23 protein-coding genes are annotated in these 25,123 nt (G+C 72.5%); 15 read left to right on the forward strand and 8 right to left on the reverse strand.

Annotation, left to right across the window (positions count from 1 at the left end; translation table 11 throughout):
- The first annotated feature begins 129 nt into the window (after positions 1–129).
- The 3 genes from ACZ63F_RS11670 (at position 130) to pgfA (ending at position 3,202) form a co-directional block, all read left to right on the forward strand.
- Complete coding sequence (locus ACZ63F_RS11670; protein ID WP_469710241.1) at positions 130–1,902, forward strand: lytic transglycosylase domain-containing protein; 1,773 nt, start codon at positions 130–132, stop codon at positions 1,900–1,902.
- A 151-nt stretch (positions 1,903–2,053) separates the two neighbouring features.
- Complete coding sequence (locus ACZ63F_RS11675) at positions 2,054–2,188, forward strand: SPW_0924 family protein (RefSeq protein ID WP_469710242.1); 135 nt, start codon at positions 2,054–2,056, stop codon at positions 2,186–2,188.
- A 21-nt stretch (positions 2,189–2,209) separates the two neighbouring features.
- Positions 2,210–3,202 (forward strand): cell envelope lipid trafficking protein PgfA, encoded by a 993-nt coding sequence (gene pgfA / locus ACZ63F_RS11680; protein ID WP_469710243.1) that lies wholly within the window; start codon positions 2,210–2,212, stop codon positions 3,200–3,202.
- Here pgfA and hrpB read toward each other — a convergent pair.
- Together hrpB and ACZ63F_RS11690 are read right to left on the reverse strand one after the other, a co-directional pair.
- Positions 3,192–5,669, reverse strand: coding sequence for an ATP-dependent helicase HrpB (gene hrpB / locus ACZ63F_RS11685; RefSeq protein ID WP_469710244.1), 2,478 nt, complete (start codon positions 5,667–5,669; stop codon positions 3,192–3,194). The genes pgfA and hrpB overlap by 11 nt on opposite strands.
- Before the next feature lie 61 nt (positions 5,670–5,730).
- Entirely contained in the window at positions 5,731–6,720 is a 990-nt protein-coding gene (locus tag ACZ63F_RS11690) for a methyltransferase domain-containing protein (protein WP_469710245.1), read from the reverse strand.
- A gap of 226 nt (positions 6,721–6,946) precedes the next feature.
- Between ACZ63F_RS11690 and rpsA the strand changes: the two genes are divergently transcribed.
- The 5 genes from rpsA (at position 6,947) to ACZ63F_RS11715 (ending at position 12,517) form a co-directional block, all read left to right on the forward strand.
- Positions 6,947–8,443, forward strand: a complete 1,497-nt coding sequence (rpsA, locus tag ACZ63F_RS11695; RefSeq protein WP_046729628.1) for a 30S ribosomal protein S1 — start codon at positions 6,947–6,949, stop codon at positions 8,441–8,443.
- Between the two features lie 348 nt (positions 8,444–8,791).
- Positions 8,792–10,318, forward strand: coding sequence for a flavin monoamine oxidase family protein (locus ACZ63F_RS11700; protein WP_469710536.1), 1,527 nt, complete (start codon positions 8,792–8,794; stop codon positions 10,316–10,318).
- Positions 10,319–10,454: 136 nt separating this feature from the next.
- Positions 10,455–11,393 (forward strand): PAC2 family protein, encoded by a 939-nt coding sequence (locus ACZ63F_RS11705; RefSeq protein ID WP_366357989.1) that lies wholly within the window; start codon positions 10,455–10,457, stop codon positions 11,391–11,393.
- A gap of 54 nt (positions 11,394–11,447) precedes the next feature.
- Positions 11,448–12,080: a dephospho-CoA kinase gene (coaE, locus tag ACZ63F_RS11710; RefSeq protein WP_469710246.1), complete on the forward strand. Its 633-nt coding sequence runs from the start codon at positions 11,448–11,450 to the stop codon at positions 12,078–12,080.
- 50 nt (positions 12,081–12,130) lie between these two features.
- Positions 12,131–12,517 (forward strand): tetratricopeptide repeat protein, encoded by a 387-nt coding sequence (locus tag ACZ63F_RS11715; RefSeq protein WP_093504386.1) that lies wholly within the window; start codon positions 12,131–12,133, stop codon positions 12,515–12,517.
- 57 nt (positions 12,518–12,574) lie between these two features.
- Here the strand turns inward: ACZ63F_RS11715 and ACZ63F_RS11720 are convergent, their stop codons facing one another.
- On the reverse strand, positions 12,575–12,874 hold the full coding sequence (locus ACZ63F_RS11720; protein WP_469710247.1) for a DUF6343 family protein: 300 nt from the start codon (positions 12,872–12,874) through the stop codon (positions 12,575–12,577).
- A 65-nt stretch (positions 12,875–12,939) separates the two neighbouring features.
- On the opposite strand from ACZ63F_RS11720, the gene ACZ63F_RS11725 reads away from it, so the two are divergent.
- Both ACZ63F_RS11725 and ACZ63F_RS11730 read left to right on the forward strand, forming a co-directional pair.
- Positions 12,940–13,854, forward strand: a complete 915-nt coding sequence (locus tag ACZ63F_RS11725) for an acyltransferase domain-containing protein (RefSeq protein ID WP_469710248.1) — start codon at positions 12,940–12,942, stop codon at positions 13,852–13,854.
- A gap of 127 nt (positions 13,855–13,981) precedes the next feature.
- Positions 13,982–14,671 (forward strand): class I SAM-dependent methyltransferase, encoded by a 690-nt coding sequence (locus ACZ63F_RS11730; protein WP_469710249.1) that lies wholly within the window; start codon positions 13,982–13,984, stop codon positions 14,669–14,671.
- Positions 14,672–14,733: 62 nt separating this feature from the next.
- Here the strand turns inward: ACZ63F_RS11730 and ACZ63F_RS11735 are convergent, their stop codons facing one another.
- Positions 14,734–15,324 (reverse strand): RNA-binding S4 domain-containing protein, encoded by a 591-nt coding sequence (locus ACZ63F_RS11735; protein ID WP_469710250.1) that lies wholly within the window; start codon positions 15,322–15,324, stop codon positions 14,734–14,736.
- A gap of 246 nt (positions 15,325–15,570) precedes the next feature.
- Between ACZ63F_RS11735 and ACZ63F_RS11740 the strand changes: the two genes are divergently transcribed.
- Positions 15,571–16,272 carry a uracil-DNA glycosylase gene (locus ACZ63F_RS11740; RefSeq protein WP_469710251.1) on the forward strand — a complete coding sequence of 234 codons (702 nt, stop codon included), beginning with the start codon at positions 15,571–15,573 and terminating at the stop codon, positions 16,270–16,272.
- A 34-nt stretch (positions 16,273–16,306) separates the two neighbouring features.
- Here ACZ63F_RS11740 and ACZ63F_RS11745 read toward each other — a convergent pair whose 3' ends face one another.
- Both ACZ63F_RS11745 and ACZ63F_RS11750 read right to left on the reverse strand, forming a co-directional pair.
- Entirely contained in the window at positions 16,307–17,779 is a 1,473-nt protein-coding gene (locus tag ACZ63F_RS11745; RefSeq protein ID WP_469710252.1) for a LamG domain-containing protein, read from the reverse strand.
- A 121-nt stretch (positions 17,780–17,900) separates the two neighbouring features.
- On the reverse strand, positions 17,901–18,593 hold the full coding sequence (locus tag ACZ63F_RS11750) for a GntR family transcriptional regulator (protein WP_469710253.1): 693 nt from the start codon (positions 18,591–18,593) through the stop codon (positions 17,901–17,903).
- Positions 18,594–18,731: 138 nt separating this feature from the next.
- Here ACZ63F_RS11750 and ACZ63F_RS11755 point away from each other — a divergent pair, with 138 nt between their 5' ends.
- Positions 18,732–20,207, forward strand: coding sequence for an NCS1 family nucleobase:cation symporter-1 (locus ACZ63F_RS11755; protein ID WP_469710254.1), 1,476 nt, complete (start codon positions 18,732–18,734; stop codon positions 20,205–20,207).
- Between the two features lie 5 nt (positions 20,208–20,212).
- Positions 20,213–20,941: an aspartate/glutamate racemase family protein gene (locus ACZ63F_RS11760; RefSeq protein ID WP_469710255.1), complete on the forward strand. Its 729-nt coding sequence runs from the start codon at positions 20,213–20,215 to the stop codon at positions 20,939–20,941.
- A 34-nt stretch (positions 20,942–20,975) separates the two neighbouring features.
- Here the strand turns inward: ACZ63F_RS11760 and ACZ63F_RS11765 are convergent, their stop codons facing one another.
- Positions 20,976–21,428 (reverse strand): GNAT family N-acetyltransferase, encoded by a 453-nt coding sequence (locus ACZ63F_RS11765; RefSeq protein WP_469710256.1) that lies wholly within the window; start codon positions 21,426–21,428, stop codon positions 20,976–20,978.
- Positions 21,425–21,838, reverse strand: coding sequence for a RidA family protein (locus ACZ63F_RS11770; RefSeq protein ID WP_469710257.1), 414 nt, complete (start codon positions 21,836–21,838; stop codon positions 21,425–21,427). The genes ACZ63F_RS11765 and ACZ63F_RS11770 overlap by 4 nt, the downstream gene beginning before the upstream one ends.
- A 176-nt stretch (positions 21,839–22,014) precedes the next feature.
- Here ACZ63F_RS11770 and ACZ63F_RS11775 point away from each other — a divergent pair, with 176 nt between their 5' ends.
- Both ACZ63F_RS11775 and ACZ63F_RS11780 read left to right on the forward strand, forming a co-directional pair.
- Positions 22,015–22,782 carry a nucleotidyltransferase domain-containing protein gene (locus ACZ63F_RS11775; protein ID WP_469710258.1) on the forward strand — a complete coding sequence of 256 codons (768 nt, stop codon included), beginning with the start codon at positions 22,015–22,017 and terminating at the stop codon, positions 22,780–22,782.
- A 426-nt stretch (positions 22,783–23,208) separates the two neighbouring features.
- The gene (locus ACZ63F_RS11780) at positions 23,209–25,065 is read left to right on the forward strand and encodes an FUSC family protein (RefSeq protein ID WP_469710259.1); all 1,857 of its coding nucleotides are present in this window, start codon (positions 23,209–23,211) and stop codon (positions 25,063–25,065) included.
- The last annotated feature ends 58 nt before the right edge of the window (positions 25,066–25,123 follow it).

A 25,123-nucleotide genomic window follows, 5' to 3' on the forward strand; every position in this document is an offset into this window, starting at 1 on the left:
GGGTGCGCTACCTCACCACGCGAAAGAGGTAACAGGGGCAACCACAGCATCGGATCGTCCGTCACACCAGGGGCGAGCGGACAGACGGAGACGGACGCTCAGAAGGCGTCCATGGGAGGGGTTCACCTTATGGCGGCGCAATTCGGCAGGCGGCTGCGCAAGGGAGCGGCGACGACCGCCGCGGCCGCGTTGGCGGTAGCGGCACTGTCCGCGTCCCAGGCACCGGGCGCCACGTCCGGAGACACGGGCAGACAGGCCAACGCCGGCGCCAGCACCTCCACGCCCGGCGGAGCCGGATCTGCCGACGGCGCCACCGGCAACTCGCCGTACTACACGGACCTGCCGCCGCTGAACAGCCCGAACCCCAGCACGAGCCCCACACCCACCTCGCCGAGCATCGGTACCGCCGTCTCCCGGGGAGCGGCCGAGGCGGGCATCCCCGCCACCGTCCTCGACGCCTACAAGAGGGCAGAGGCGGAGCTGCGCGGCTCCAAGCCCGGCTGCAACCTGCCCTGGCAGCTGCTGGCCGCCATCGGCAAGGTCGAGTCCGGCCAGGCCCGTGGCGGTGACGTGGACGCCGAGGGCAACACCCTGCACCGGATCCTCGGCCCGCAGCTCGACGGCAACGGCTTCGCGCTCATCCCGGACACCGACGGCGGCAAGTACGACGGCAACAGCCAGTACGACCAGGCCGTCGGCCCCATGCAGTTCATCCCGTCGACCTGGGCGTGGGCGGGCCGCGACGGCAACGGCGACGGCGTCAAGGACCCCAACAACGTCTACGACGCGGCGCTCGCCGCCGGCCACTACCTGTGCCGCAACGGCTGGGACCTGTCCGTCCAGGACGACATGAACAGCGCGATCCTCAGCTACAACAACTCGCAGGACTACCTCAACCTGGTCCTGTCCTGGTACGAGTTCTACCGCAAGGGCACCCACTCGGTCCCGAACGGCACGGGGACACTGCCCTCGCACCGCACCGACGGCTCGACCGGCTCAGACTCGGGCTCCGGTTCCGGTTCCGGTTCGAACGGCTCCACGACGAAGCCGACCCAGACCACACCGAAGCCCCACCCGCCCACGCCGAGCGGCCCCAGCACGACGCCGACCCTGCCGCCCACGGCCACCGACACCGTGGACCACCTGGAGGACGCGGGCACCGCCACGCTCACGGCGATGGCCGGTGACGCGTTCGGCAAGCAGATCAGCACGCGCGCGGAGACCAAGGTCGGCCGGACCGTCGCCAAGGTCCGGGTCCGCTTCACCATCGTCGGGGACACGGACGCGACCTTCAGCGGCGGCGAGGACACCGCCACGGTCGTCACCGACAGCAAGGGCGTCGCCGTCGCGCCGACGCTCCAGGCGGGCGAGAAGACCGGCGACTTCACGGTCCGCGCCAGCGTGGTCGGCCGTACGGTCAAGGGCGTCGACTACGACGCGACCGTCACCGCGCGCGCCGCCGACACCCTCGCCCTCGTCAACACCACCGCGCTGACCTGCACCCCGGGCGCCGAGTTCGCCGACCAGGTGGAGGCGAAGGCCACCTACCAGGGCGCCGTCGCCGACAAGGTCGCCGCCACCGCCACGCTGATCAAGTCGGCGGACGACACGAGCGAGAACGACAAGGGCCCGTACTTCAAGGACGCGAACGGCAACGCCGTCCGCACCCTCACGGACCTCCAGACGGACGCGGACGGCCGGCTCACGCTGCCCAAGCTGTACGCGGACGACACCACCGGCACGTTCCTGCTCCGCATCACCACCACCGGCGGCGCCACGCTCACCGTGGAGCTGACGGTCGCCGCGGCCGACCCGTCGTCGAGCCCGTCGCCGAGCGCCTCGCCGAGCGCGTCCGCATCCGCGTCGGCCTCCGCCTCCCCGAGTGCTTCCGCCTCCTCCTGAGCCACCGCCGTACGACCACCAAGGCGCCCTCCCGCCGACGCGGGAGGGCGCCCTCGTCGTCGTACGACCTGTTCTCATCTCACCCTCCCGTTGCTACGGTGCCCGGACCTGATGACCCATCAGGAAGACGTCGGCCGGGAGGAGGTCCCGCATGCGTGCCCTGATCGCCGCCGCGACCGGTCTCGCCGTCGCGCTCGTCCTGGTGGTGCCGGTCGGCGCCCTCGGATCGCCGGACGGAAGGACGTCCCCGAAGCCGCTGCTCACGACGGTGCCCGCACACCCGTAACCGCCGCCCCGGGAGGCCGAGATGCGCCGCAAGGCCAGTCTGGTCCTGCTCGCCTTAGCCGTGTTCTTCGCGGCACTGTCCCCGCTGCTGCGCTGGTACGCCTTCCCGCGGCTCGCCAAGATCCCGGCGAACCAGTACCAGGACATGGTCCTGGTGGCGAAGAACGCCACGCTCCTCGACTACGGCACCATGAAGGCGAAGAAGGTTCCCCAGGTCACCATCGTGCAGACCCTCAAGGGCGACGTGGCGGCCGCCAAGAGGATCGAGAAGACGGCGGGCCGTGACGTCGTCGTCTGGGACGGCCTGTCCTACGTCCAGGGACCCGACGGCAAGATGGTCTCCGAGATCCCCGAGCGCTACATCTTCGACGCCCACAGCCAGGAACCCGTGCACGCCACCGGCGAGATGGTCGACGGCGACCCGGTGACCCGGGACGGCATCGAGTTCAAGTTCCCGTTCCTGACCGAGAAACGCGACTACGAGTACTTCGACGCGCAGACCCGCACCACCAACCCCATCCACTACAAGGGGACGCAGACCTTCCGGGGCGTCAAGGTCTACTACTTCGAGCAGACCATCCCCTGGACCAAGGTCCCCATGCCCAAGAAGCTGCCGGTGCAGGGCATCACCCCGGAGAGCATCGCGAAGACCGGCACCACCCGCTGGTACACCACCGTCCGCAGGTTCTGGGTCGAGCCGGCCACCGGGGCACCCGTCTACGGCGAGGAGACCCACAAGGAGGAGCTGCGCGGCGGCACCCTGCTGGGCGGCCGCGCCAAGGTCACGGCCTTCGCCGGCGACGTGAAGATGCGCGAGGACTACATCGAGAGCACGGTCGCCCTGGTCAAGCACAACCGCACCCTCGTCCTGATGCTGACCTCCTACCTCCCCTGGGGGTTCCTGTCCCTCGGCGTCGCGCTGCTCGCCCTCTCCCTCTGCCTGGAGGCCCGCGGCCGCCGGCCCGACGACCCGGCACCGGCCGGCACCCCGGTCCCGGAACCGGTCAGCGCCTGAGCCGTGCGTTGGTGTGCCGGGTCGGCTCGGCCGTGGCGGGATCCTCGGGCCAGGGATGCTTCGGATACCGCCCGCGCAGCTCGGCCCGCACACCCTTGTAGCCGTCCTGCCAGAAGGAGGCGAGGTCGGCGGTGACCGCGGCGGGGCGGCCGGCCGGCGACAGCAGATGCACCAGCACCGGAACCCCGGCCACCGAGGGCGACTCCTGCAGGCCGAACATCTCCTGCAACTTCACGGCGAGCACCGGCTGTTCGGGATTCCCGTAGTCGACCCGGATCCGCGACCCGCTCGGTACGGCGATCCGCTCGGGCGCCAGCTCGTCCAGCCGCCCGGCCTCCCCGCCCGCCCACGGCAGCAGCCGCTTCAGCGCCTCCCCGGCGTCGATCCGCCCGAGATCGGCCCGCCGGCGGGCGCGGCCGAGCTCCGGCTCCAGCCATTCGTCCACGCGCGCGTGCAGCGCGTCGTCGCAGACGTCGGGCCAGGGCTCCCCGAGGCGCAGCCGGAGAAACGCGAGCCGCTGCCGCAGCACGACGGCGTCGGGCGTCCACCGCAACAGGCCGGGCCCTTCGCGCCGCAGCCCTTCCAGGAGCGCCTCGCGTACGAGGGCCGGGTCGGCGTCCCGCAGCGGCCGCACCGCGAGCTCGATCGCGCCCAGCCGCTCCACCCGCCGCGCGACGACGTCCCCGTCGGCCCAACGGACCTCCTGGTCCTCCGCGTGCAGCGGGGCCGCCGCCGACCTGGCCGTGTCCTCGTCCACCACCGCGGCGAGCCGCACGCGCGCGTGTCCGCTGCCGACCGGGCGGTCCGCCACGGCCACCGCGAGCCACGGCGCGCCGCGCAGCGGGCTGCCGTCACCGAGCTCGGCCCGGGTGCCGGAGGCCATCAGATACGACCCGCCGTCGGCCCTGGCGACGCGCTCGGGGAAGGCGAGCGCGGCGACGCGACCCACCGTGCGGTCCTCCACACCGTCCCCCGAGGCACTCTCGCCGTCCGTCCGCAGCCGCCGCACCTCCGCGAGCCAGCGTCCGGCGTAGGCGTCACCGCCCCGCCGGGCGGCGCGCAGCGCGGCCGCCAGGTCGTCCCCGTACTCCCGCGGCGGCTCCTCGCTCAGCAGCGCGACCACCTCGGCGCCCCCGCCCGGGGTGTCCAGCAGTGCCCGCCCCAGCCGCGGATGCACCCCCAGCCGGGCCAGCCGCACCCCACGTTCCGTCGCCCGGCCGGCGGAGTCGACCGCGCCGATCGCCGTCAGCACCTCCCGCGCCGCCGCCATCGCCCCGGCCGGCGGCGGGTCCAGGAGCGCCAGTCCGGTGGCCCCCGGATCGCCCCAGCAGGCCGCCTGGAGGGCGAACGCGGTCAGGTCGGCCACTTTGATCTCCGGGGTCGGAAAGGCGGTCAGACGGACGTCCTCGGCCTCCGACCAGCAGCGGTACACCGCCCCCGGCGCCTCCCGCCCGGCCCGCCCCGCCCGCTGCCGCCCGGCCGCGCGCGACGCCCGTACCGTCGCCAGCGCGCTCAGCCCGCGCGCGTGGTCCACCCGCGGCTCCCGCGCGAGCCCCGCATCGACGACCACCCGGACGCCGGGGACGGTGAGCGAGGACTCGGCGACCGCCGTGGCCAGCACCACCCGGCGCCGCGCCCCGGGCGCCAGCACGGCGTCCTGGACGGCGGCCGGTGCCCTGCCGTGCACCTGGAGCACCTCCACATCCCCCAGGTCACCCAGCCGGCCCGCCACGCGCGCGATCTCGCCGACGCCTGGCAGAAAACACAGCACGTCCCCGTCGCGCTCGGAAAGGGCCCGGCGCACCACCGACCCCACGTGCGCGAGCAGCGCCGGGTCGACCCGCATCCCGTGCGGCGGCCGGACCGGCCGGGCCGGTGGCGCCCACACCACCTCCACCGGGTACGAGACACCGGCCGCCTCGACGACCGGCGCCCCGCCCAGCAGCCGTGCCCACCCCTGCGCGTCCGTCGTGGCCGACGCGGCCACCAGGCGCAGCTCCGGCCGCAGGGTCTCCCGCACGTCCCAGAGGAAGGCCGCCACCGTGTCGGCGTCCAGATGGCGCTCGTGGCACTCGTCCAGGACGACGACGTCGACGCCGGACAGTTCCTGGTCGCGCTGCAGGCGCTGCAACAGCACACCGGTCGTGACGACCTCCACGCGCGTGTGGAGACCCACGACCCGCTCGCCGCGCACGGTGTAGCCGACGCTCCGCCCGACCTGCTCGCCGAGCAGCCAGGCCATCCGGCGGGCCGCCGCGCGGGCGGCGATCCGGCGCGGCTCGGCCACGACGACCCGGCGCGCGGGCCCCTCGCCCAGCAGCCCGGCCAGCGCCAGCGGCACCAGCGTCGTCTTGCCGGTGCCGGGCGGTGCCACCAGGACGGCGGTGCCGTGCCCCTCCAGGGCGTCGTGCAGGCCGGGCAGGGCCTGCCGCACGGGCAGCGCGTCCAGGGCGTCGTAACGGATCACGTCCCTAGTGTCGTACGCCCCCGCAAACGCCCCGCACGCGCGCGTGCGCCCACCGGTGCGCTCAGTCCCGCTCGCACACGAAGATGGCCGTCCCGGGGATCAGATTGCCCCGCAGCGGGGACCAGCCGCCCCATTCGGAGGTGTTCCAGGCCGGCCACTCCGGCTCCACCAGGTCGACGAGCCGGAAACCCGAGGAGGCGATGTCCCGGACCCGGTCGCCGAGCGTGCGGTGGTGCTCGACGTACACCGCGCGGCCGTCCTCGTCCTGCTCGACGTACGGCGTCCGGTCGAAGTAGGAGGCCGAGACCGAGAGCCCCTCGGGGCCGGGCTCGTCCGGGAACGCCCAGCGGATCGGGTGGGTCACCGAGAAGACGAACCGCCCGCCCGGCCGCAGCACGCGGCGCGCCTCGCGCAGCACCAGACGCGGGTCGGCGACGAAGGGAAGCGCCCCGTACGCCGAGCACACCAGGTCGAAGGAGGCGTCCGCGAAGGGCAGCGCGCCCGCGTCCGCGCAGACCAGGGGAAACGATCCGCCGATGCGCAGCGCGTGCTGGAGCTGGCGGTGCGAGAGGTCCAGGGCGACCGGCCGGGCACCCTGGGCGGCCAGCCAGCGAGCGCACTGGGCCGCGCCGGCGCCGATCTCCAGGACGTCCTTGCCCTTGAGCTCCTCCGGCGGGCCGAGCAGCTCCGCCTCCACCTCGTCGAGGCCCTCGGGACCCCACACGAAACGGTCGTCGCCGAGGAACGTGCCGTGCTCGACCTGGTACTCGTCGGCGTTGCGGTCCCACCAGCCCCGGTTGGCCCGGCTGCTCTCCGCGACCCCGGCGGCACGCCGGGTGGCTTCCGGTTCGGCCTCGGCGCCGGCCGTCGAGCCGGCCGCTTCCAGGTCGAACGAATCGGGCTCTTGGATGATCGGCTCCCTCGTCGTACTCTTCCGTGCAACCCGTCGGCGGTGTGTCACGGAGGGGGTCTCACAGGCGTCCGTGGCCTGGTGGGACGTTTCTTGTGCCGGGTATGCGGCGATCCGCCCCGGGTGTGCGCCTTCGCGCATTGACCCTGCCCGGCTGCCCCCGTATGCTACAAGTTGCGCTGCGGGCCTGCGCACCTCAGACGTAGCAGGCTGCGCTCGCATCTGTTGTATGTCCCCTCGGTTGTCGAGGCGCCACCAGTGGTTTTGTGTGGCGCTTCCTTGGCTGTCCGGCTTCATCAGAGCGAAACGGGCTCCCGGCGTAAGCAGTACCTACGACTTCAATGTCCGTACCGGAGCCCTTTCCCACATGACGAGCAGCACCGAGACCACCGCCACCACCCCGCAGGTAGCGGTCAACGACATCGGTAACGAGGAAGCCTTCCTCGCCGCGATCGACGAGACGATCAAGTACTTCAACGACGGCGACATCGTCGACGGCGTCATCGTGAAGGTCGACCGGGACGAGGTCCTGCTCGACATCGGTTACAAGACCGAAGGTGTCATCCCGAGCCGCGAGCTCTCGATCAAGCACGACGTCGACCCGAACGAGGTCGTCGCCGTCGGTGACGAGATCGAGGCCCTCGTCCTCCAGAAGGAGGACAAGGAAGGCCGCCTGATCCTCTCGAAGAAGCGCGCCCAGTACGAGCGTGCCTGGGGCACCATCGAGAAGATCAAGGAAGAGGACGGCATCGTCACCGGTACCGTCATCGAGGTCGTCAAGGGTGGTCTCATCCTCGACATCGGCCTCCGCGGCTTCCTCCCGGCCTCCCTGGTCGAGATGCGCCGCGTCCGCGACCTCCAGCCCTACGTGGGCAAGGAGCTCGAGGCGAAGATCATCGAGCTGGACAAGAACCGCAACAACGTGGTCCTGTCCCGCCGTGCCTGGCTGGAGCAGACCCAGTCCGAGGTCCGCCAGACGTTCCTCACGACCCTCCAGAAGGGTCAGGTCCGCTCCGGTGTGGTCTCCTCGATCGTCAACTTCGGTGCCTTCGTGGACCTGGGTGGCGTCGACGGTCTGGTCCACGTCTCCGAGCTGTCCTGGAAGCACATCGACCACCCCTCCGAGGTCGTCGAGGTCGGCCAGGAGGTCACCGTCGAGGTCCTCGACGTCGACATGGACCGCGAGCGCGTCTCCCTGTCGCTGAAGGCGACCCAGGAAGACCCGTGGCAGCAGTTCGCCCGCACCCACCAGATCGGCCAGGTCGTGCCCGGCAAGGTCACGAAGCTGGTTCCGTTCGGTGCGTTCGTCCGCGTGGACGAGGGCATCGAGGGTCTGGTGCACATCTCCGAGCTGGCCGAGCGCCACGTGGAGATCCCGGAGCAGGTCGTCCAGGTCAACGACGAGATCTTCGTCAAGGTCATCGACATCGACCTGGAGCGCCGCCGCATCAGCCTCTCGCTGAAGCAGGCCAACGAGGCCTTCGGTGCCGACCCGGCCACGGTCGAGTTCGACCCGACCCTGTACGGCATGGCCGCGTCCTACGACGACCAGGGCAACTACATCTACCCCGAGGGCTTCGACCCCGAGACCAACGACTGGCTCGAGGGCTACGAGACCCAGCGCGAGGCGTGGGAGCACCAGTACGCCGAGGCGCAGCAGCGCTTCGAGCAGCACCAGCAGCAGGTCATCAAGAGCCGCGAGGCCGACGCTGCCGCCGCTGCCGAGGGTGGCGACGCCGCGGGTGCCGCTCCGGCCGCGGGTGGCGGTTCGTACTCCTCCGAGGGCGCCGACACCTCCGGTGCGCTGGCCTCGGACGAGGCGCTGGCCGCGCTGCGCGAGAAGCTGGCCGGAGGCCAGAGCTGATCGCTAGCCGCTGGGCTTAGCCGACAACTGAGGGGCCGTACCTTTCGAGGTGCGGTCCCTCGGTTTTTTTGGGTGCACGTCCAGGTGCCCGTGCGGTTCGTTGTGGCTGATCGCAGTCCCCCAGCGCCCCTGGAGGGAGTCGGCCGTGCCTCCGCCGTAATGCCCAGATCGTAGAAACGTGTGAGATACACGAGTAATCGCAGGGCCGTAACGCGGCGCTGGGACGCTTCCCCGGTCTTCGTTCAAGATCGAAAGGGGAGTCGCGTCATGGCACAGCCTCAGTACAGGTCAGGGACGAGTCGGAGAGCGTTCCTGCGGAACGTCGGTCTCACCGGTGGCGCCGGGGCCATGTTCGCCACCATGGGTGCGCTCGGTCTGGCCCCCACCGCCCAGGCCGCCCAGCGCGAACAGCCGTTCCGGGCGCTCAGCGCGAGCGACTTCACCCTCACCGGGCGCGCCGCAGCGAGGGTCGTCATACTCGGCGGCGGAATCGCCGGCCTCGCGACCGCCTACGAACTCGGCAAAGCCGGCTACGACTGTACGATCCTGGAGGCCAGGGACCGCACCGGCGGACGCAACTTCACCGTGCGTGGCGGGGACTCCACCACCGACCTCTACGGCAACACGCAGACCGCGCGGTTCGCCGACGGCCACTACATGAACGCCGGGCCGGCCCGGATCCCGCAGTGGATGATCACCCTCGACTACTGCCGCGAACTCGGCGTCCCCATCCAGGTGTTCACGAACACCAACGCCGACGCCTACATCTACAACGAGTCCGCCGGCATGACGAAGCCCGAGCGGTACCGCACTGCCAAGGCCGACGTGTACGGCTACGTCTCGGAGTTGCTCGCGAAAGCGACGAACAAGGGTGCGCTGGACGCGGCGTTGACGGCCACCGACCAGGAGCGGCTCGTCGAGTTCCTCAAGGACTGGGGCGAACTCGGCGACAAACTGACGTACGAAGGCGGTGAACGGCGCGGATACACGACCGTACCGGCCGCCGCCGGCACCCCCGGTGTGCTCCTCGGCGACGTCCCGGCCGCCTCCGCGGTGCTGGCGAGCGGGGTCGGACGCTACTTCTCCTTCGAGTTCGGCTTCGACCAGGCGATGCTGATGTTCCAGCCGGTCGGCGGCATGGACCAGATACCGAAGGCGCTCACCCGGGCGATAGGCGACCGCCGCATACGTACCGGAGCCGTCGTCTCCAGGATCACCGACACGGGCCACGGCGTCACCGTGACGTACACCCAGGGCGGCCGTACCAAGGTCGTCGAGGCCGACTACTGCGTGGCCGCGATGCCGCCCAACATCCTTGCCAAGGTCCCGCACAACCTGGGCTCCGGCGTGCAGAGCGCCCTGGAGGCCGTCACCCCGTCGTCGGCCGCCAAGATCGGCCTCGAATACCGCTCCCGCTGGTGGGAGCTGGACCACCGCATCTACGGCGGCATCACCGAGACCGACCAGGACGTCACCCACATCTGGCACCCCTCGTACGGCTTCCACGGCGAACGGGGCGTCCTCATCGGCTACTACAACTACGACGACGACGCCGACTCCTACGCCAGGCTCACCCCGGCCCAGCGGGAACGTCGCGCGGTCGCGGCCGGAGTGAAGATCTACGGCGACAAGTACCGCACCGAACTCGTCTCCTCCTTCTCCCACCACTGGCGCCAGACACCGCACCTGGAGGCCGCCTGGCACGACACCCCCGGCGGCCCCGACGACGCGCGCTACAAGCCCCTGAACGAGCCCGCGGGCAGGGTCTGGTTCGCCGGTGACTGGCTCAGCTACACGGACGCCTGGCAGCACGGCGCGTTCAGCTCGGCACGCAAGGCGGTGACGGCGCTCCACGCGCGCGTGATGGCGGCCTGACCCCGGCACGCGCGCGTGCACCCTCATTCGTTCCCGGTATGAGAAGGCGGTGAGAGGGGCCTGTTCAGTGGGGCGGCGGGAATGCCTGTGGTCAGTGCCGCGTTGACCCGTACGAACACGAGGAGGAGCGGTCACAGTGCTTGATCCGCAGGGTTTGTACGCATGGGAGCCGAAGGGGCTGGCAGTCGTCGACATGGCGCTGGCCCAGGAGTCGGCCGGTCTTGTCATGCTCTACCACTTCGACGGATACATCGACGCGGGTGAGACCGGCGACCAGATCGTCGACCGGCTCCTCGACTCGCTGCCCCACCAGGTCGTCGCCCGCTTCGACCACGACCGGCTCGTGGACTACCGGGCCCGCCGCCCGCTGCTGACCTTCAAGCGGGACCGCTGGACCGAGTACGAGGAGCCCAGCATCGAGGTCCGCCTGGTGCAGGACGCCACCGGCGCCCCCTTCCTGCTGCTGTCCGGCCCCGAGCCGGACGTCGAGTGGGAGCGCTTCGCCGCGGCCGTACGGCAGATCGTGGAGCGGCTCGGCGTCCGCCTGTCCGTGAACTTCCACGGCATCCCCATGGGCGTCCCGCACACCCGCCCCGTCGGCCTCACCCCGCACGGCAACCGCACCGACCTGGTCCCCGGGCACCGCAGCCCGTTCGACGAGGCCCAGGTGCCCGGCAGCGCCGAGTCGCTGCTCGAGTTCCGCCTCATGGAGGCCGGACACGACGTCCTGGGCGTCGCCGCGCACGTGCCGCACTACATCGCCCGCTCGCCCTATCCGGACGCCGCCCTGACCGTCCTGGAAGCCGTCACGGCCGCCACCGGCCTGGTCCTCCCGGGCATCGCGCACGCCCTGCGCACGGACGCGCACCGCACCCAGACGGAGATCGACAGCCAGATCCAGGAGGGCGACGAGGAACTGACCGCCCTCGTGCAGGGCCTCGAGCACCAGTACGACGCGGCCGCGGGCGCCGAGACCCGGGGCAACATGCTCGCCGAGCCGGTGGAGATCCCCTCGGCGGACGAGATCGGCCTCGAATTCGAGCGCTTCCTCGCGGAGCGGGAGGGCGAGAACTGAGACCGGCGGGCCCTGTCCCGGCCGGCGCCGGTGGCAGGGCCTAAGCTTCGGGACATGCTGAAAGTTGGCCTCACCGGCGGGATCGGAGCCGGCAAGAGCGAGGTGTCGCGGCTGCTCGCCGGGCACGGTGCGGTGCTGATCGACGCGGACCGCATCGCGCGTGAGGTCGTCGCGCCCGGGACCCCTGGCCTGGCCGCCGTGACCGAGGCCTTCGGCCCGGAGGTGCTGGCCGCCGACGGCAGCCTGGACCGGCCCAGGCTCGGCTCGATCGTCTTCGCCGACCCCGCGAGACTGGCCGTACTGAACTCGATCGTGCACCCCCTCGTCGGGGCCCGGTCCCGCGAGCTGGAGAGCGCGGCGGCCGACGACGCCGTGGTGGTCCACGACGTCCCGCTCCTCGCGGAGAACGGCCTCGCGCAGCTCTACGACGTCGTGGTCGTCGTGGACACCGCTCCCGAGACGCAGCTCGACCGGCTGACACGGCTGCGGGGGATGACCGAGGAGGACGCCCGTGCCCGGATGGCCGCGCAGGCGACCCGTGAGAAGCGCCTGGAGATCGCCGACATCGTGATCGACAACGACGTGCCCCTGGACGCGCTCCGGCAGCGGGTCGGGGAGGTGTGGGCCGACCTCCTGCGCCGCGCGCGCTCGTCCGGTCCGGGCGAGCGGAACGCGTCCACGAAATAGCGGGGACCCGTCCGGGCGTTGAACCGCTTCAGTGAGGGAAGGACTTTGCCGTGCCCGAGACCAGCGGTTCGACCGGACGTACTCCGGAGACGCATGTCATCGACTTCCGTGCCGCCGAGCAACTGCTCAACGCACGGGACCCGCGGGGCGCGGTGAAGCTGCTCGACGGAGTGATCGGAGCGCACCCCGAGAACACCGCCGCCCGGCTGCTGCGTGCGCGTGCCTTCTTCGCCGCCGCGCAACTGCGCCCCGCCGAGCTGGAGTTCACCATCGTCCTGGAGCGCGAGCCGGACAACGCGTTCGCCCACTTCGCGCTCGCCCGCACCTACCAGCGCCAGGGCCGCGCCGACCTCGCGATACGCCACTTCCGGCTGGCGGCCGCCCTGGACCCGAACCCGGAGTACCTGAAAGCGGCCCGTTTCGACAGCGACGCGTGAACCGGCGACGCGTGAGCCGACGGCGTACGGGCCGACGGAGCGTGTCCGGACGGCCGCTCAGGGGTGACCGTGCTGCGGCGGGTGCCGGAACGGCGGCGGGCGGCTGTCCGCGGGCCGGTACGGCGGCACATCGCGGCCCGGCTGATAGTGCGGGCCCTGCCGGATGTGCCTGAGGATCACGGCCATGTCGACGGTGGCCACCAGCCACAGCACCCCGCAGGCGGCGGCCCAGCCGGGTCGCCCCAGCACCGCGAACGCCGCCGTGCCGAAGACGGCCCAGACCAGCCCCCACACGCTCAGCCACAACCGCGCCCGCAGGGCACTGCGGGCGGTCACCGGCTCACTGCCTGTACGCATCCCGGATCACCGTTCCTGTCTGCAACGTACTCCTCGACCGGACGTTCACCAAGGGGGACCCAGCCGTGCTGCCGGACGCCGCCGACCTGCCCGACCTGCTCCTCGACCTCGCCGTGCCGCACGAGGACATCAACGAGGTGGTGGCCCTGCGCCGGGCCGTGGCCGCCGACCCCGCGGTACGGCGGCTGGTGGAAGAGGGCGCCGAGGACGTGACCGGTGTCGTCCGGGAGGTGGACGACCCGTCCGGGCTCGCCGACCGGGTCGCCCGGGCCCCGGCCGCCCTGGGTGAGTACTTCCTCGTGTACGTCTTCGTCGCGGCGGTGCCGCACGTCCGCGCGGTGCACCGGGCGCGCGGCATCCCCGACGACGTCTCCCGCCACACGCTCGCCGACCTCGGCCGCAACATGGCGCTGCACCGTAGGCGGCACGGCAGGGGAGGGCTCGGAGCGCACCAGGGACACTGGCTCAGCCGGCACTTCGGCGGGCGGCTCTACCAGCTGGGACGGCTGCAGTACGAGCGGACGGGACTCGGCGAGCGCACGGCGCAGGCGATCAGATCGGCCGGTACCGAGGTGACCGGCGGCGAGCCCTCCCTGAACCTGCACATCCCCGACTTCCTCGGGCCGCTCACCCCGGCCGCCTGCGACCGTTCCGTGGACCACGCCCGGGAGTTCTTCGCCCGGCACTTCCCCGAGGAGCCCCACGCCGTCGCGACCTGCCACTCCTGGCTGCTCGATCCCCAGCTGCGCCGGCACCTCAAGGCGGACTCCAACATCGTGCGCTTCCAGGAGCGGTTCCGGCCTGGCTGGCAGGACCCGGAGCCGGCCGACACCACACCGGTCGGCTTCGTCTTCGGCGACCCGGACCTGCCGGTAGCGGACCTGCCCCGCCGGACGTCGGTGGAGCGGGCGGTCGGCGACCACCTGCGAGCCGGCGGCCATTGGTACGTCGGGCACGGATGGTTCCCGTGGGACCAGTGACGGCCGTCAACCGCTGCCTTCCACGGGAAAGTTCCCGCCGGGCCTTCGAACTGCTCGAACGAGTGAACCGCCGGGGTGCGGGAACGGCGGTGCGGCGACCGGCCGTTGTCCGGGCATGACGGTTGACATGCGTGAGGGGTACGAGGGGACGGGTCCCGGAGCGATCACCCCGGACGGCTGCGCGGTCGAGTTCTACTCGCGCCTGACCGCGGGCACCGAGCCGGACATCATCGAGGCGGCGGTCCCGGCCGGCGCCCGCATCCTTGAGCTGGGCAGCGGGGTGGGGCGCATGACGCACCCGCTCCTGGAGCGCGGGTTCACGGTCACCGCGGTGGACGAGTCGGCGGAGATGCTGGCGCGTGTACGCGGGGCGCGCACGATACGCAGCACCATCGAAGGTCTCGACCTGGGCGAGAAGTTCGACGTGGTGATACTCGCGTCGTTCCTGGTGCACACCGGGGACGCGGAGGTGCGGCGGGGCATGCTGCGCACCTGCGCCGCGCACGTGGCGGACGGCGGCTGCGTGCTCGTCCAGCGGGAGGGTGCGGACTACCACACGAAGGTGCCGAGGGAGCGGGTCGACCCCGGCGGCTACACCGTCCGGATCCTGTCGGCCGAGCCGGTCGGGGACGGGGTGAACTCGGTGCGCGCGGAGTACGAGTTCCCGGACGCGACCTGGACCCAGACCTTCCTGGCCCGGCCGCTCACACCGGAACAGTTCGAGGCGGCGCTCGCGGAGGCGGGACTGGAGGTGGCCGAGTATCTGACCGAGGACGGGACGTGGGCGAAGGCGGTACCGGCGACCCGGCTCGGGTGACCCTGCCGAGCGGGCGTGGAGCCGGGTCCCCCGGCCGGACCTCGCCGGGCCGGCCGGGTGGATCACCGTCCGCCGGGGCGTCCACCGCTCGGCCGGCCTGCCGAGCCCGTCCCACCCGTGCCGGCCCCACCCGCGCCGCCCGGGCCACCCATGCCGCCGAGGCCGCGCAGCCGTTCCAGCTCGCGGCGGTCGCGCTTGGTGGGGCGGCCGGTACCGCGGTCGCGGATGCCGATGGGCGAGAAGGCCTCGCGGGGCGGGGGCGGCGGGGAGTTGTCGATGTAGCACACGGCGGCCACCGGGGCGCCGACCCGCTTGCGGATCAGCCGCTTCACGATGACGACCCGCTCCCGCCCCTCGTGACGCAGCCGAACCTCGTCGCCGACGCGCACGGAGTGGGCGGGCTTGACCCGCTCGCCGTTCACCTGGACGTGTCCGCCCCGGCAGGCGGTGGCTCCCAGGGAGCGGGTCTTGATCAGTCGGACGGCCCAGATCCAGCTGTCGATCCGCACGTTCTCACCGGGGGCGGGACCCGCGGCCTCGGCAGCGGCGACGGCCGCGGCGATCGCGGCGGGGTCCGGAGCCGGGGACGCGGAGGCCTCGGCTTCCTCACCGCTCGCGTGCTCCCTGCCGTCGTCCGCATCCTCAGAAGCCATGTCCCGACCTTAGCTCCCCGGGCCGAAGGCGACGGAACCGTTTTCCCACGCCCGCCATCGCGTCCCAAGGACCCGGGGGGACCGACGCCCGCCATCGCGCCCCTTGGGGGCGCGGGGAACTGCGCGATCAGCCACACACAACCCGTGGCCGCCACCTTGCACAGACCACCTCGGCGCTCCCGCGCACCCGCGCCACCCCACCCCGAGCCGCTCCGGCAAGCCTCGCTCCGGCCCTACCGTTGAAACGTGAACCGCACCCCTCGCACCCAGCTCGCCCTCCTCGACCAGCGCGTGAGCGGCTGCCGGGCGTGTCCCCGCCTGGTCGCCTGGCGGGAGGACGTGGCGCGTACCAAGCGGGCCGCGTTCGCCGACTGGACGTACTGGGGCCGGCCCGTCCCCGGCTTCGGGCCCGCGGACGCCCGGCTGCTGATCATCGGCCTCGCCCCGGCCGCGCACGGCGGCAACCGCACCGGCCGGATGTTCACCGGCGACCGCTCCGGCGACGTGCTGTACCAGGCGTTGTACGACGTCGGGCTCGCCTCGCAGCCGACCTCGGTGAGCGCCGACGACGGCCTGGAGCTGTACGGCGTACGCGTCACCGCGCCCGTGCACTGCGCCCCACCCGCCAACAAGCCGACCCCCGAGGAGCGCGACACCTGCCGTCACTGGCTGACCGAGGAGCTCACGCTGCTGCGGCCGACGCTCCGCGCGGCTGTCGTGCTCGGCGCCTTCGGCTGGCAGGCCGCGCTGCCGGCGTTCGCGGCGGCGGGCTGGACCGTGCCCCGGCCCCGCCCGGCCTTCGCCCACGGCACCCGGGTCGGCCTCGACGGCGTGGACCTCTTCGGCTGCTTCCACGTCAGCCAGCGCAACACCTTCACCGGCCGCCTCACCCCCGAGATGCTCCGCGCGGTGCTGCGGACGGCGGCGGAGGCGGCCGGACTGGGTTGAGGCCGGGCGTGGCGGCCGGGGTGAGCGTCGGGGCTCAGACGATCCGGGCCGCCGCCACCGGGCGGTCGTCCACCGTGTGGGTGCCGGTGGTCGCGGAGGAGTTGACGCTCCAGCGGTACCGGGAGAACTCGCCGGTGGCGTCGGAGGCGTAGAACATCATGTGGCCGATGCCGACGCCCTGGAAGTTCTCGCCGGTCACGTTGCTGACCATGCGGGTGTCGGGGTAGCGCGGGTAGTTGCTGAGCCCGTAGACGCCGTGCGGGTCGGAGGTGCAGTCGACGATCTCCACGGCGTACTGGGTCTCGCCGGTGAAGTCGGCGACCCCGCTGAAGACTCCCTTGACCTCGCGGACCATGACGATGTGCCCGGTGTTCTCCGCGTCCTGTCCGTTGTAGTCGACGGCGATCAGGTCGCCCGGCCGCAGGTCGGCGACCTTGCGTATGCGGCGGAAGCGCGGGCCGGCCGTGTGGTTGCGGAACGCCGAGCAGTAGTCGGCGGCCTCCGGGCCCTTCTCCTGGAAGTACTGGAGGAAGTAGGCGTCGGTGGCCCAGCCGTAGGTGTGCCTGAGGACCGCGGTGACGAAGGACGAGCAGCGGGCCCGGGCCACCCAGCCGGCGAGGTCGTCCGGGCGGCCCCAGGTCACGGTCGCCGCCGTGTCCATCAGATAGACGTTGTTGGCGCGAGCCGTACGCCCGCTGACCAGGGCGATCTCGTCGGCGCCGAGGGCACGGCCGTAGGCGCGGACGTCGTCGACCGCGCCCTTGAAGCGGTTCACGTAGCCGCCGTCCCAGCGGGCCCGGCCGATGCTGAAGCCCTGGGGCGCGGCCCAGGACAGGGTGGTGTCGGCGCTGCCTTCCAGGACGCCGTTCACATAGAGCTGGACGCGGGTGCCGTCCCAGACGCCCGCCAGGTGGGTCCAGACGCCCGTCTTCGTCACCCGCGTGGCGGCGAGCGCCGAGACCTTGGTGCTCTGGTCCTCGCTGCGCACCTTGAACGCCCAGGTCCCGGCCGTGTCGTCGTACTGGAGCAGGAAGCGGCTGACGCTGCCGCCGTCCTGGCTCACGGCCGTGTACATGTTCGTGAGCACGGCGTCGTCGGCCAGCCGGACCCAGGCCGTGACCGTGAACGGGGCGGTGGTGTCCAGGACGGAGGCGGTGGCGGCGTAGGCGCCGGCGGTGCCCTCGAAGCTCAGTTCGCCGCCCGCGCGGAGGCTGGTCCAGCTCGCTCCCGGGCCCAGGGTGACCGGGTGCTCCAGGCCGGAGCGGTCGGCGCCGGTGCCGTCCAGCGGCCAGTGCCCGGCCAGTCCCGTCGGCAGGTAGCCGGCCGCCAGCAGCCGCTGGTAGCGCACCAGCTGCTCGGCCTCGGCCAGATGCGGTGCGGCGACCGGGGTGAACGGCGTGTCCAGCGGCTCGTCGGCGGCGGCGCTCCCCGTACCCACCGTCATACCGGCCACTGCGCCCATCCCCACCAGCGCGGCTCCGCTCAACAGCCCCCGCCTGCTCACCATGGTCATGCCCTCCCCGTCCGGTCCGCTCGATCCGTGTCCGGGCCGTGCGGATCCGTTTCGATCTTCGCTGGTGAGGAGAACTCTAAGAGATTTCTGTGCGAACTGGTGTTCCTGTGGATGACTACCGGACGGCCGGATCCCGCAGGTGGCCGTCGGTGTCCTCGCCGAACAGGTGCCGCACGGTCGAGCGGTAGTTGGCCTGGACGTGGCCGAGCGCGCGGGTGCGGGCGCGGTCCGGGTCGCCGGAGGCGATCGCGTCGTACAACTCGCGGTGTTCCTCGAGGAGCTGGGGCCACTCCTCGTTGCGCCGGGTGAGCCAGCGGAGCCGGCCGTCGACCGGTTCCATGACCGAGATGAGCAGGCTGTTGCCGGCCAGGGCCAGGATGCGGTCGTGGAAACGGGTGTTGATGTCGGTGATGGTCTCGGCGTCGTCCGCCTCGGTCGCCCCGGCCGCGCGGTCCAGCAGCTCCCGGAGCTCGGCCAGCGCCTCCGGGGTCGCCCGGGCCGCCGCCAGCCCGGCCGCGTACACCTCCAACGCCTCGCGCAGCTCGAAGAGTTCCTTGACGTCGGTCGGGGTCAGCCGGCGCACGACCGTGCGGCGGGCCGACTCGAAGAGGACGAAGCCCTCGGCGACCAGGGCCCGGATCGCCTCCCGGACCGGTACCCGGGACACCCCGAACCGTTCGGCGAGTTCGCGTTCCACCAGCCGGTCGCCAGGGCCCAGCCGCCCCGCGATGATGTCCTGCCGCAGGGTCGCGAGGACGCGTTCGCGTACCGCGCCCAGGGGTTCGATCTTCGTGGTGGGGGAGCCCATGAGGTCATTTTCGCCGACCCGGGGGGCTTTTACGGAGCCGTAACGGGACGGACATCGGTCGGGACGCTTGACGGGAGCACTATGACCGCAGTTTGGTATACCAAAAGCTGGTACACCGGTTGGTTCCCTGGAGGCCCCGTGTCCCTCGCCGACCGCGCCGAAGCCACCGGCGCAACCGTGTTCGTCCCCGACCCCCGGCTCACCAACGAAGACCTCGCCCCCGCCGAGCGGCGGAACTGGAAGGTCTTCGACCTCTTCGCGATGTGGATGTCCGACGTCCACAACCTCGGCAACTACACCTTCGCCGCCGGCCTGCTGGTCCTCGGCATGAACGTCTGGCAGGTCTTCACCTCCCTCCTCGCCGGCTTCGTGCTCATCTACGTCGGCATGAACTGGATGGGCCGCATCGGCCAGCGCCACGGCGTGCCGTTCCCGGTGGTCAGCCGGATCAGCTTCGGCGTCTGGGGCGCCAACATCCCGGCGCTCATCCGGGCCGTGATCGCCATCATGTGGTACGGCATCCAGACCTACCTGGCGTCCGTCGCCGTCAACGTGATGCTGCTGGCCGCCTGGCCGGGCCTGAAGTCCCTCACGGAGAGCTCCTTCCTGGGCCTCGACACCCTCGGCTGGATCTCCTTCGTCTCGCTGTGGCTGATCCAGGCCGCGATCATCAGCCGGGGCATGGAGACGATCCGCAGGTTCCAGGACTTCTGCGGCCCGGCGATCTGGCTGGTCATGATCGCCCTCGCCGTCTGGATCCTGGCCAAGGCCCACTGGACCATCTCGCTCACCTCCACCCCGCACCCGGTCTCCACCGGCGAGCAGTGGCGGCAGTGGTTCGGTGCGATCGGCCTGATCCTCGCCACCTACGGCACCCTGATGCTCAACTTCTGCGACTTCTCCCGCTTCGCGCCCGACTACCGCACCGTGCGCCGCGGCAACTTCTGGGGCCTGCCGATCAACTCCACGGCCTTCGTGGTCGTCTCCGTGATCGTCACCGCCGGCTCCCTGGAGGTCTTCGGCGAGGCCATCACCGACCCGGCCGAACTGGTCGCCAAGGTCGGCAACACCTGGGTCCTGGTCGTGGCGGCACTGACCTTCGCGGTCGCCACCATGGGCGTCAACATCGTCGCCAACTTCGTCTCACCGGCGTACGACCTGGCCAACGTCTGGCCGCAGAAGATCAGTTTCCGGGTCGGCGGCATGATCAGCACGGTCGCCGCCCTGGCCGTCACGCCCTGGAACCTCTTCTCCAACCCCACCGTCGTCAACTACTTCCTCGGCGGCCTCGGCGCTTTCCTGGGCCCGCTGTTCGGCGTGATCATGGTCGACTACTACGTGATCAAGCGCGGCAAGGTGGACGTCCAGCAGCTCTTCGACGCGTCCCCGGGCTCGCCGTACCACTACCGCAAGGGCGTCAACCCCAAGGCACTCTGGGCGTTCCTGCCCGCGGCGGCGGTCGCGGCCGCGCTCGCGCTGGTGAAGACGTTCAGCGACGTGGCGCCGTACTCCTGGTTCATCGGCACCGCCCTGGCCGCGGGCCTGTACCTGGCACTGTGCCGCCATGACCGCGCACCGGCCGCCGCCCCTACCCCCGTGATCGAGGAGGTCTGAAGAACGTGCGGATCGTCGTCACCAACTGCAACACCACGCAGGAGATGACCGAGGAGATCGTACGAGGTGCCCGGGCCGCCGCAGGCCCGGGCACCGCCGTGACCGGGCTGACCCCGCACTGGGGGCCCGAGTCGGCGGAGGGCTGGCTCGACAGCTACCTGTCGGCGGCGGCGGTCCTGGACGCGCTGCGGACGTACACCGGTCCGCCGTACGACGCGGTGGTCATGGCCGGTTTCGGCGAACACGGGCGGGAGGGCGTCCGGGAACTGGTGGACGTACCGGTCGTCGACATCACCGAGGCCGCCGCCCACCTCGCCTGTCTGCTGGGCCGCCGCTACGGCGTCGTCACCACCCTGGACCGGTCGCGCGGGCAGATCGAGGACAGCCTGGAGACCGCCGGGGTGGCCCGCAACTGCGTCGCCGTCGCTGGCACCGGACTCGGCGTCCTGGACCTCGCCGACGACCCCGCGCGCACGGAGGCCGCGTTCCTCGCCGCGGCCGAACGGGTCCGGGACGCCGGCGCCGAGGTCCTGGTCCTCGGCTGCGCCGGGATGACGGGGCTGCAGCGGGCGGTGGGGGAGAAGCTGGGGGTCCCCGTGGTGGACGGGGTCGGGGCGGCGGTGAAGCTGGCCGAGTCGCTGGTGACGCTGGGGCTCACGACCAGCCGGGCGGGCAGCTACCGCAAGCCGCGGCCGAAGAGCCGGGTGTGGGGGGCCGCGCCGGGGCGGCCGTAGGGCGTGCCCGCCCGGGAGCGGAGCCGGGACCGGCTCAGGGCCGCCACACGTACCGCACGTCCGGTTCCCGCTCCTCGTTCCCGCTCCCGTCCGTGTGCTCGACGGCGACGAAGCCGTGCCGCTCGTAGAACCGGTGCGCGGGCTTGTTGACCTGGAAGGTCCAGAGCGTCAGCCCCGACGGCGAGCGCTCCTTGGCCAGCGCCACGAAGCGGTCACCGATGCCGCGCCCCCGCCACTCCGGGGCCAGATACAGCTGGGACAGCAACTCCTCCGCGAGCACCATCATGCCCACGACGCGCCCGCCCGCCTCCGCGACCCACGTCTCCCGCGCCGGCACCACGACGTCCCGGATGTACGCGCGCACCTCGTCGTCCGAACGCGGCCGGACGACGGTCGGCAGGGCGGCGTCGAACGAGCGCAGCCAGACATCGGCGACCCCGGCGGCGTCCGGCCCCCCGGCGCGGCGCAGTACCGCCCCCGCGCTCACGCCCGCGCCCCCTCGGGTACGACGGCCGTGGCCGTGATCTCCACCAGTTGCCCGGTGTAGCCGAGACAGGCGACCCCGACCAGAGTCGAGGAGTGCGGCCCGGTGCTGAGCCCGGAGGCCTCGACGACCTCCCACACGCCGGACAGCACCGCGGGCTCACTGCTCACGACGTACACGTCCGTCGCCAGCACATGCTCCAGGTCGCTGCCGACCGAACGGAGTTGCTCCCGCAGGTTGGCGATCACTTGTTCGGCCTGCCGCGGCGGATCCCCCTCGCCGACGAGCTTCCCCTCGTCGTCCAGCGGCACGGAACCGGCGAGGAACGCGAGCTTCGTTCCGGCCTCCACGACGGAGACGTGCGAGTAGCCGGGCGGCGGGAAGAGAGCCGGGGAGGTGACGCGCTGGATCACGGGGGCTCCTGAGGTGACGGCGGACAACCTGTCGATCATCCGCGCCCGTGCCGGGTGATCGCACCTGAATTTCCCGCACGTCGCACCGCGGCGGACACGCCGGCCGAACCCGGCCGCCGACGACTTCATGGATAACGCATGGCACTGACAACGGGCCGCGGGAGATGCTGCGAGCCATGTCCGCCACGAACGCCGACGACGACCAGACCTTCCTCACGGCCACCACCGCCCGTCTCGCCGCTCTCCCCACGGTCCGTGCCGTCGCCCTGGGCGGCTCGCGCGCCCAGGGCACCCACCGGCCCGACAGCGACTGGGATCTGGCCGTCTACTACCGGGGCGCCTTCGATCCCGCCGACCTGCGTGCCATCGGGTGGGAAGGCGAGGTCTCCGAGGTCGGAGGGTGGGGCGGCGGTGTCTTCAACGGCGGGGCCTGGCTCACCGTCGACGGCCGCCGTGTGGACGTCCACTACCGTGATCTCGACGTGGTCGAGCACGAGCTGGCCGAGGCGGAGCAGGGGCGGTTCCGGGTGGAACCGCTGCTGTTCCACCTCGCCGGCATCCCCAGCTACCTGGTCGTCGCCGAACTGGCGGTCAACCGCGTGCTCAGCGGTACGCTGCCCCGCCCGGCGGCCTACCCCGAACGACTGCGCGCCACCGCGCCCGGACGGTGGCGCGGCACCGCCCGCGCCACCCTCGGCTACGCGAAGGCCAACCACGCCCCGCACGGCCGCCTCACCGAGGTCGCCGGCGCCGTCGCCACGGCCGCGCTCCAGGCCGGACATGCCGTGCTCGCGGCCCGCGGCGAGTGGGTGACGAACGAGAAGCGGCTGCTGGAGCGGGCCGGGTTGCGGGAAGTCGACGACATCCTCGGCGGATTGCGCGCGGAATCCGGGGCGCTGTTCCGGGCCGTGACCGAGGCCGAGGTGCTGTTCGGCTTCGCGTGACCTGTTGCCCCGGCCCCTACGGCCGGCATTCGCCGCCGATCGCCGGATCGACCGGGCCCGGCCCCCAGTACGTCGAAATGCAGGTTCAAGTCCTGCCCGCGCAGCTCGATGCGCGGTGGCTCAAAGGAAAAAACGCGGCGACCTCACGACTGACCCGGGCTCTCAAGCGTGCCGGCGTGTGACGAGGGGCGGCGTTCCGGGCCCCGGGGGCGGGCTGCGCCCACAGGCCCGCTCGCGTTCCGCCCCGAACCGGACCCGTGCGGAATTGCGTTCATAAAGAATGCGGCTCTCCGCGGCACTTGTCACATCCGCGCAATGCGAACGCGCCTTTTCGCACCGGAACGCGATCTACCGTGGGCACCGAAGCCAACAGCCCGGCCACCGTCGCCCGAAGGCACACCCCGCCCTCGTCCGGTCAGGAGCCCCGTGTCCCGTCGTATCGCCCTGCCGCCCTGGCTCGCCCACGCCCTGCGCGCCCAGCGCGGGCCTGTGTCCTGGAGCGCGGTGACGAGAGGGGCACTGGCCGCCGGCCCCCTGCTGCTCGCCGCAGTCCTGCTGCACCGCACCTCCCTCGGCGTCGTCGCCGCGATCGCCGCCATGCTCGCCGGGATCAACGACCGGCCGGGAAGCCGCCGGTCCGCCGTACGCCGGCTCGGGTTGCCGGCCGCGGCCGGGGCGCTGGGGCTGCTCGTCGGCACGTACGGCGGGGAGCACCTGACCGCCGTCCCGCTGACCCTGCTGCTCACCGCGCTCGGGCTGGCCGCCGGCGGCATGAGCGCCGTCGGCCCCGTCGCCTCCGGGGCCGGGACCCAGCTGCTGGTCGCCGCCGCCATCGGCGCCGGGATGCCGGTCGCCGAGGCGGGCTGGCAGCGGGCCCTCGCCTTTCTCGCGGGCGCCGGGTGGCTGGTCGTGCTCCGTCTCGCGCTGCCCACCCCCGGCGCGATCGCCGGTGACTTCCGCTTCGACGGGGAGCGGGACGCCGTCGCCGCCGTGTACGACGCCGTCGCCGACCTGCTCGGCGCGGTGGGCGGCGAGACCGCGGGCCGACACCGTGCCGCCCTCACCGCCGCCCTCGACCACGCCCAGGACGCGCTCACCGGTCCCCGGCTGCGGCGGTACGCCAGTTCCGCCGCCGAACGCCGGCTGCACGCCCAGTACGCCGCGGCCCTGCCCCTCGCCGAGGCGGCCACCGCCCTCGCCTGGGCCGGGGAGCCGGTGTCCGCGCGGGCGGCCGAGGGGCCCCGTCGGCTCGCCGCGGCCGTCCGGGAGAACGGCGGTACCGGACCGCTGCCCGCGCCCTCGCGGTCCGCGCCCGCGCTGCGCGCCCTCGACGACGCCCTGCTGCGCGCCGCGGAGGCCTTCGACCGGACCGGGAGCGGCGAGCAGCGGCCACCGGCCCGGCGCCGGCCCGCCCTCGACCTCGTGCGGGCCGCGCTCGGCAGCGGCGGACGGGAGTACGGGCTGCGTGTCGCCCTCTGCTTCGGGGCCAGCGCCGCCATCGCGCAGGCCCTGCACCACGCCCGCTGGTACGGCGAGCACCAGCACTGGTACTGGCTGCCCGCCACCGCCGTCTTCCTCGTCAAACCCGACCTCGGGCCGCTCGCCTCCCGGGTGCTGTGCCGGGCCGCCGGAACCGTGCTCGGCGCCCTCGTCTTCGCGGTCTTCGCGGCCGTACTGCCCCAGCCCGAGGGGCTCATCGCGCTGGTCGCCGTCTGCGGGGCGCTCATCCCGGTCGCCACTCGGCACTTCGGCGCCCAGACCGCCGTCGTCACCGTCCTCGTGCTCGCCCTCGTCATGGTCGGCGGCGAACCCCAGGCCTCCGTCAGCCGGATCGGCGAGACGCTGCTGGCCTGCGCGCTCGTGCTGGTCGTCGGCCACCTGCCGTTGGCGGGGCGGCGGGGCGGCGGCGTACGGGCCCGCCTCGCCTCGGCCGGACGGGCCGCGCATGCCTACCTCGACCACGTCCTGAGCGGGTCCGGCGACCGCGGCGAACGCTGGGCCCTGCGCCGCGAGGCCTACCGCACCCTCGCCGAGGCCCGCGCCGCCATCACGCTCGCCGCCGCCGAACTCCCCGCCCTCGCTCGGCACACCGAGGGCACGGACGCGGTGGCAGCCGTACTCGAACGGCTCGTGGACACGACCACCGCATGCGCCGTGCACCTCGACGAGACGGGACGGCTGACCGCCCGGCACACCCGGCAACTCGAAGATCTGGCCGCGGAGCTGGAGCGCGGTGGGCGGCGGCTCGGGGTCGCGGTGCCGCGGATGCCGGTCGCGGCGTAGGCGACCGCGGACACGGACGGCGCATCCCGGAGTACGACACCTGACGGGCACGCGGCTG

Source organism: Streptomyces sp. NPDC104761, from assembly GCF_055583445.1.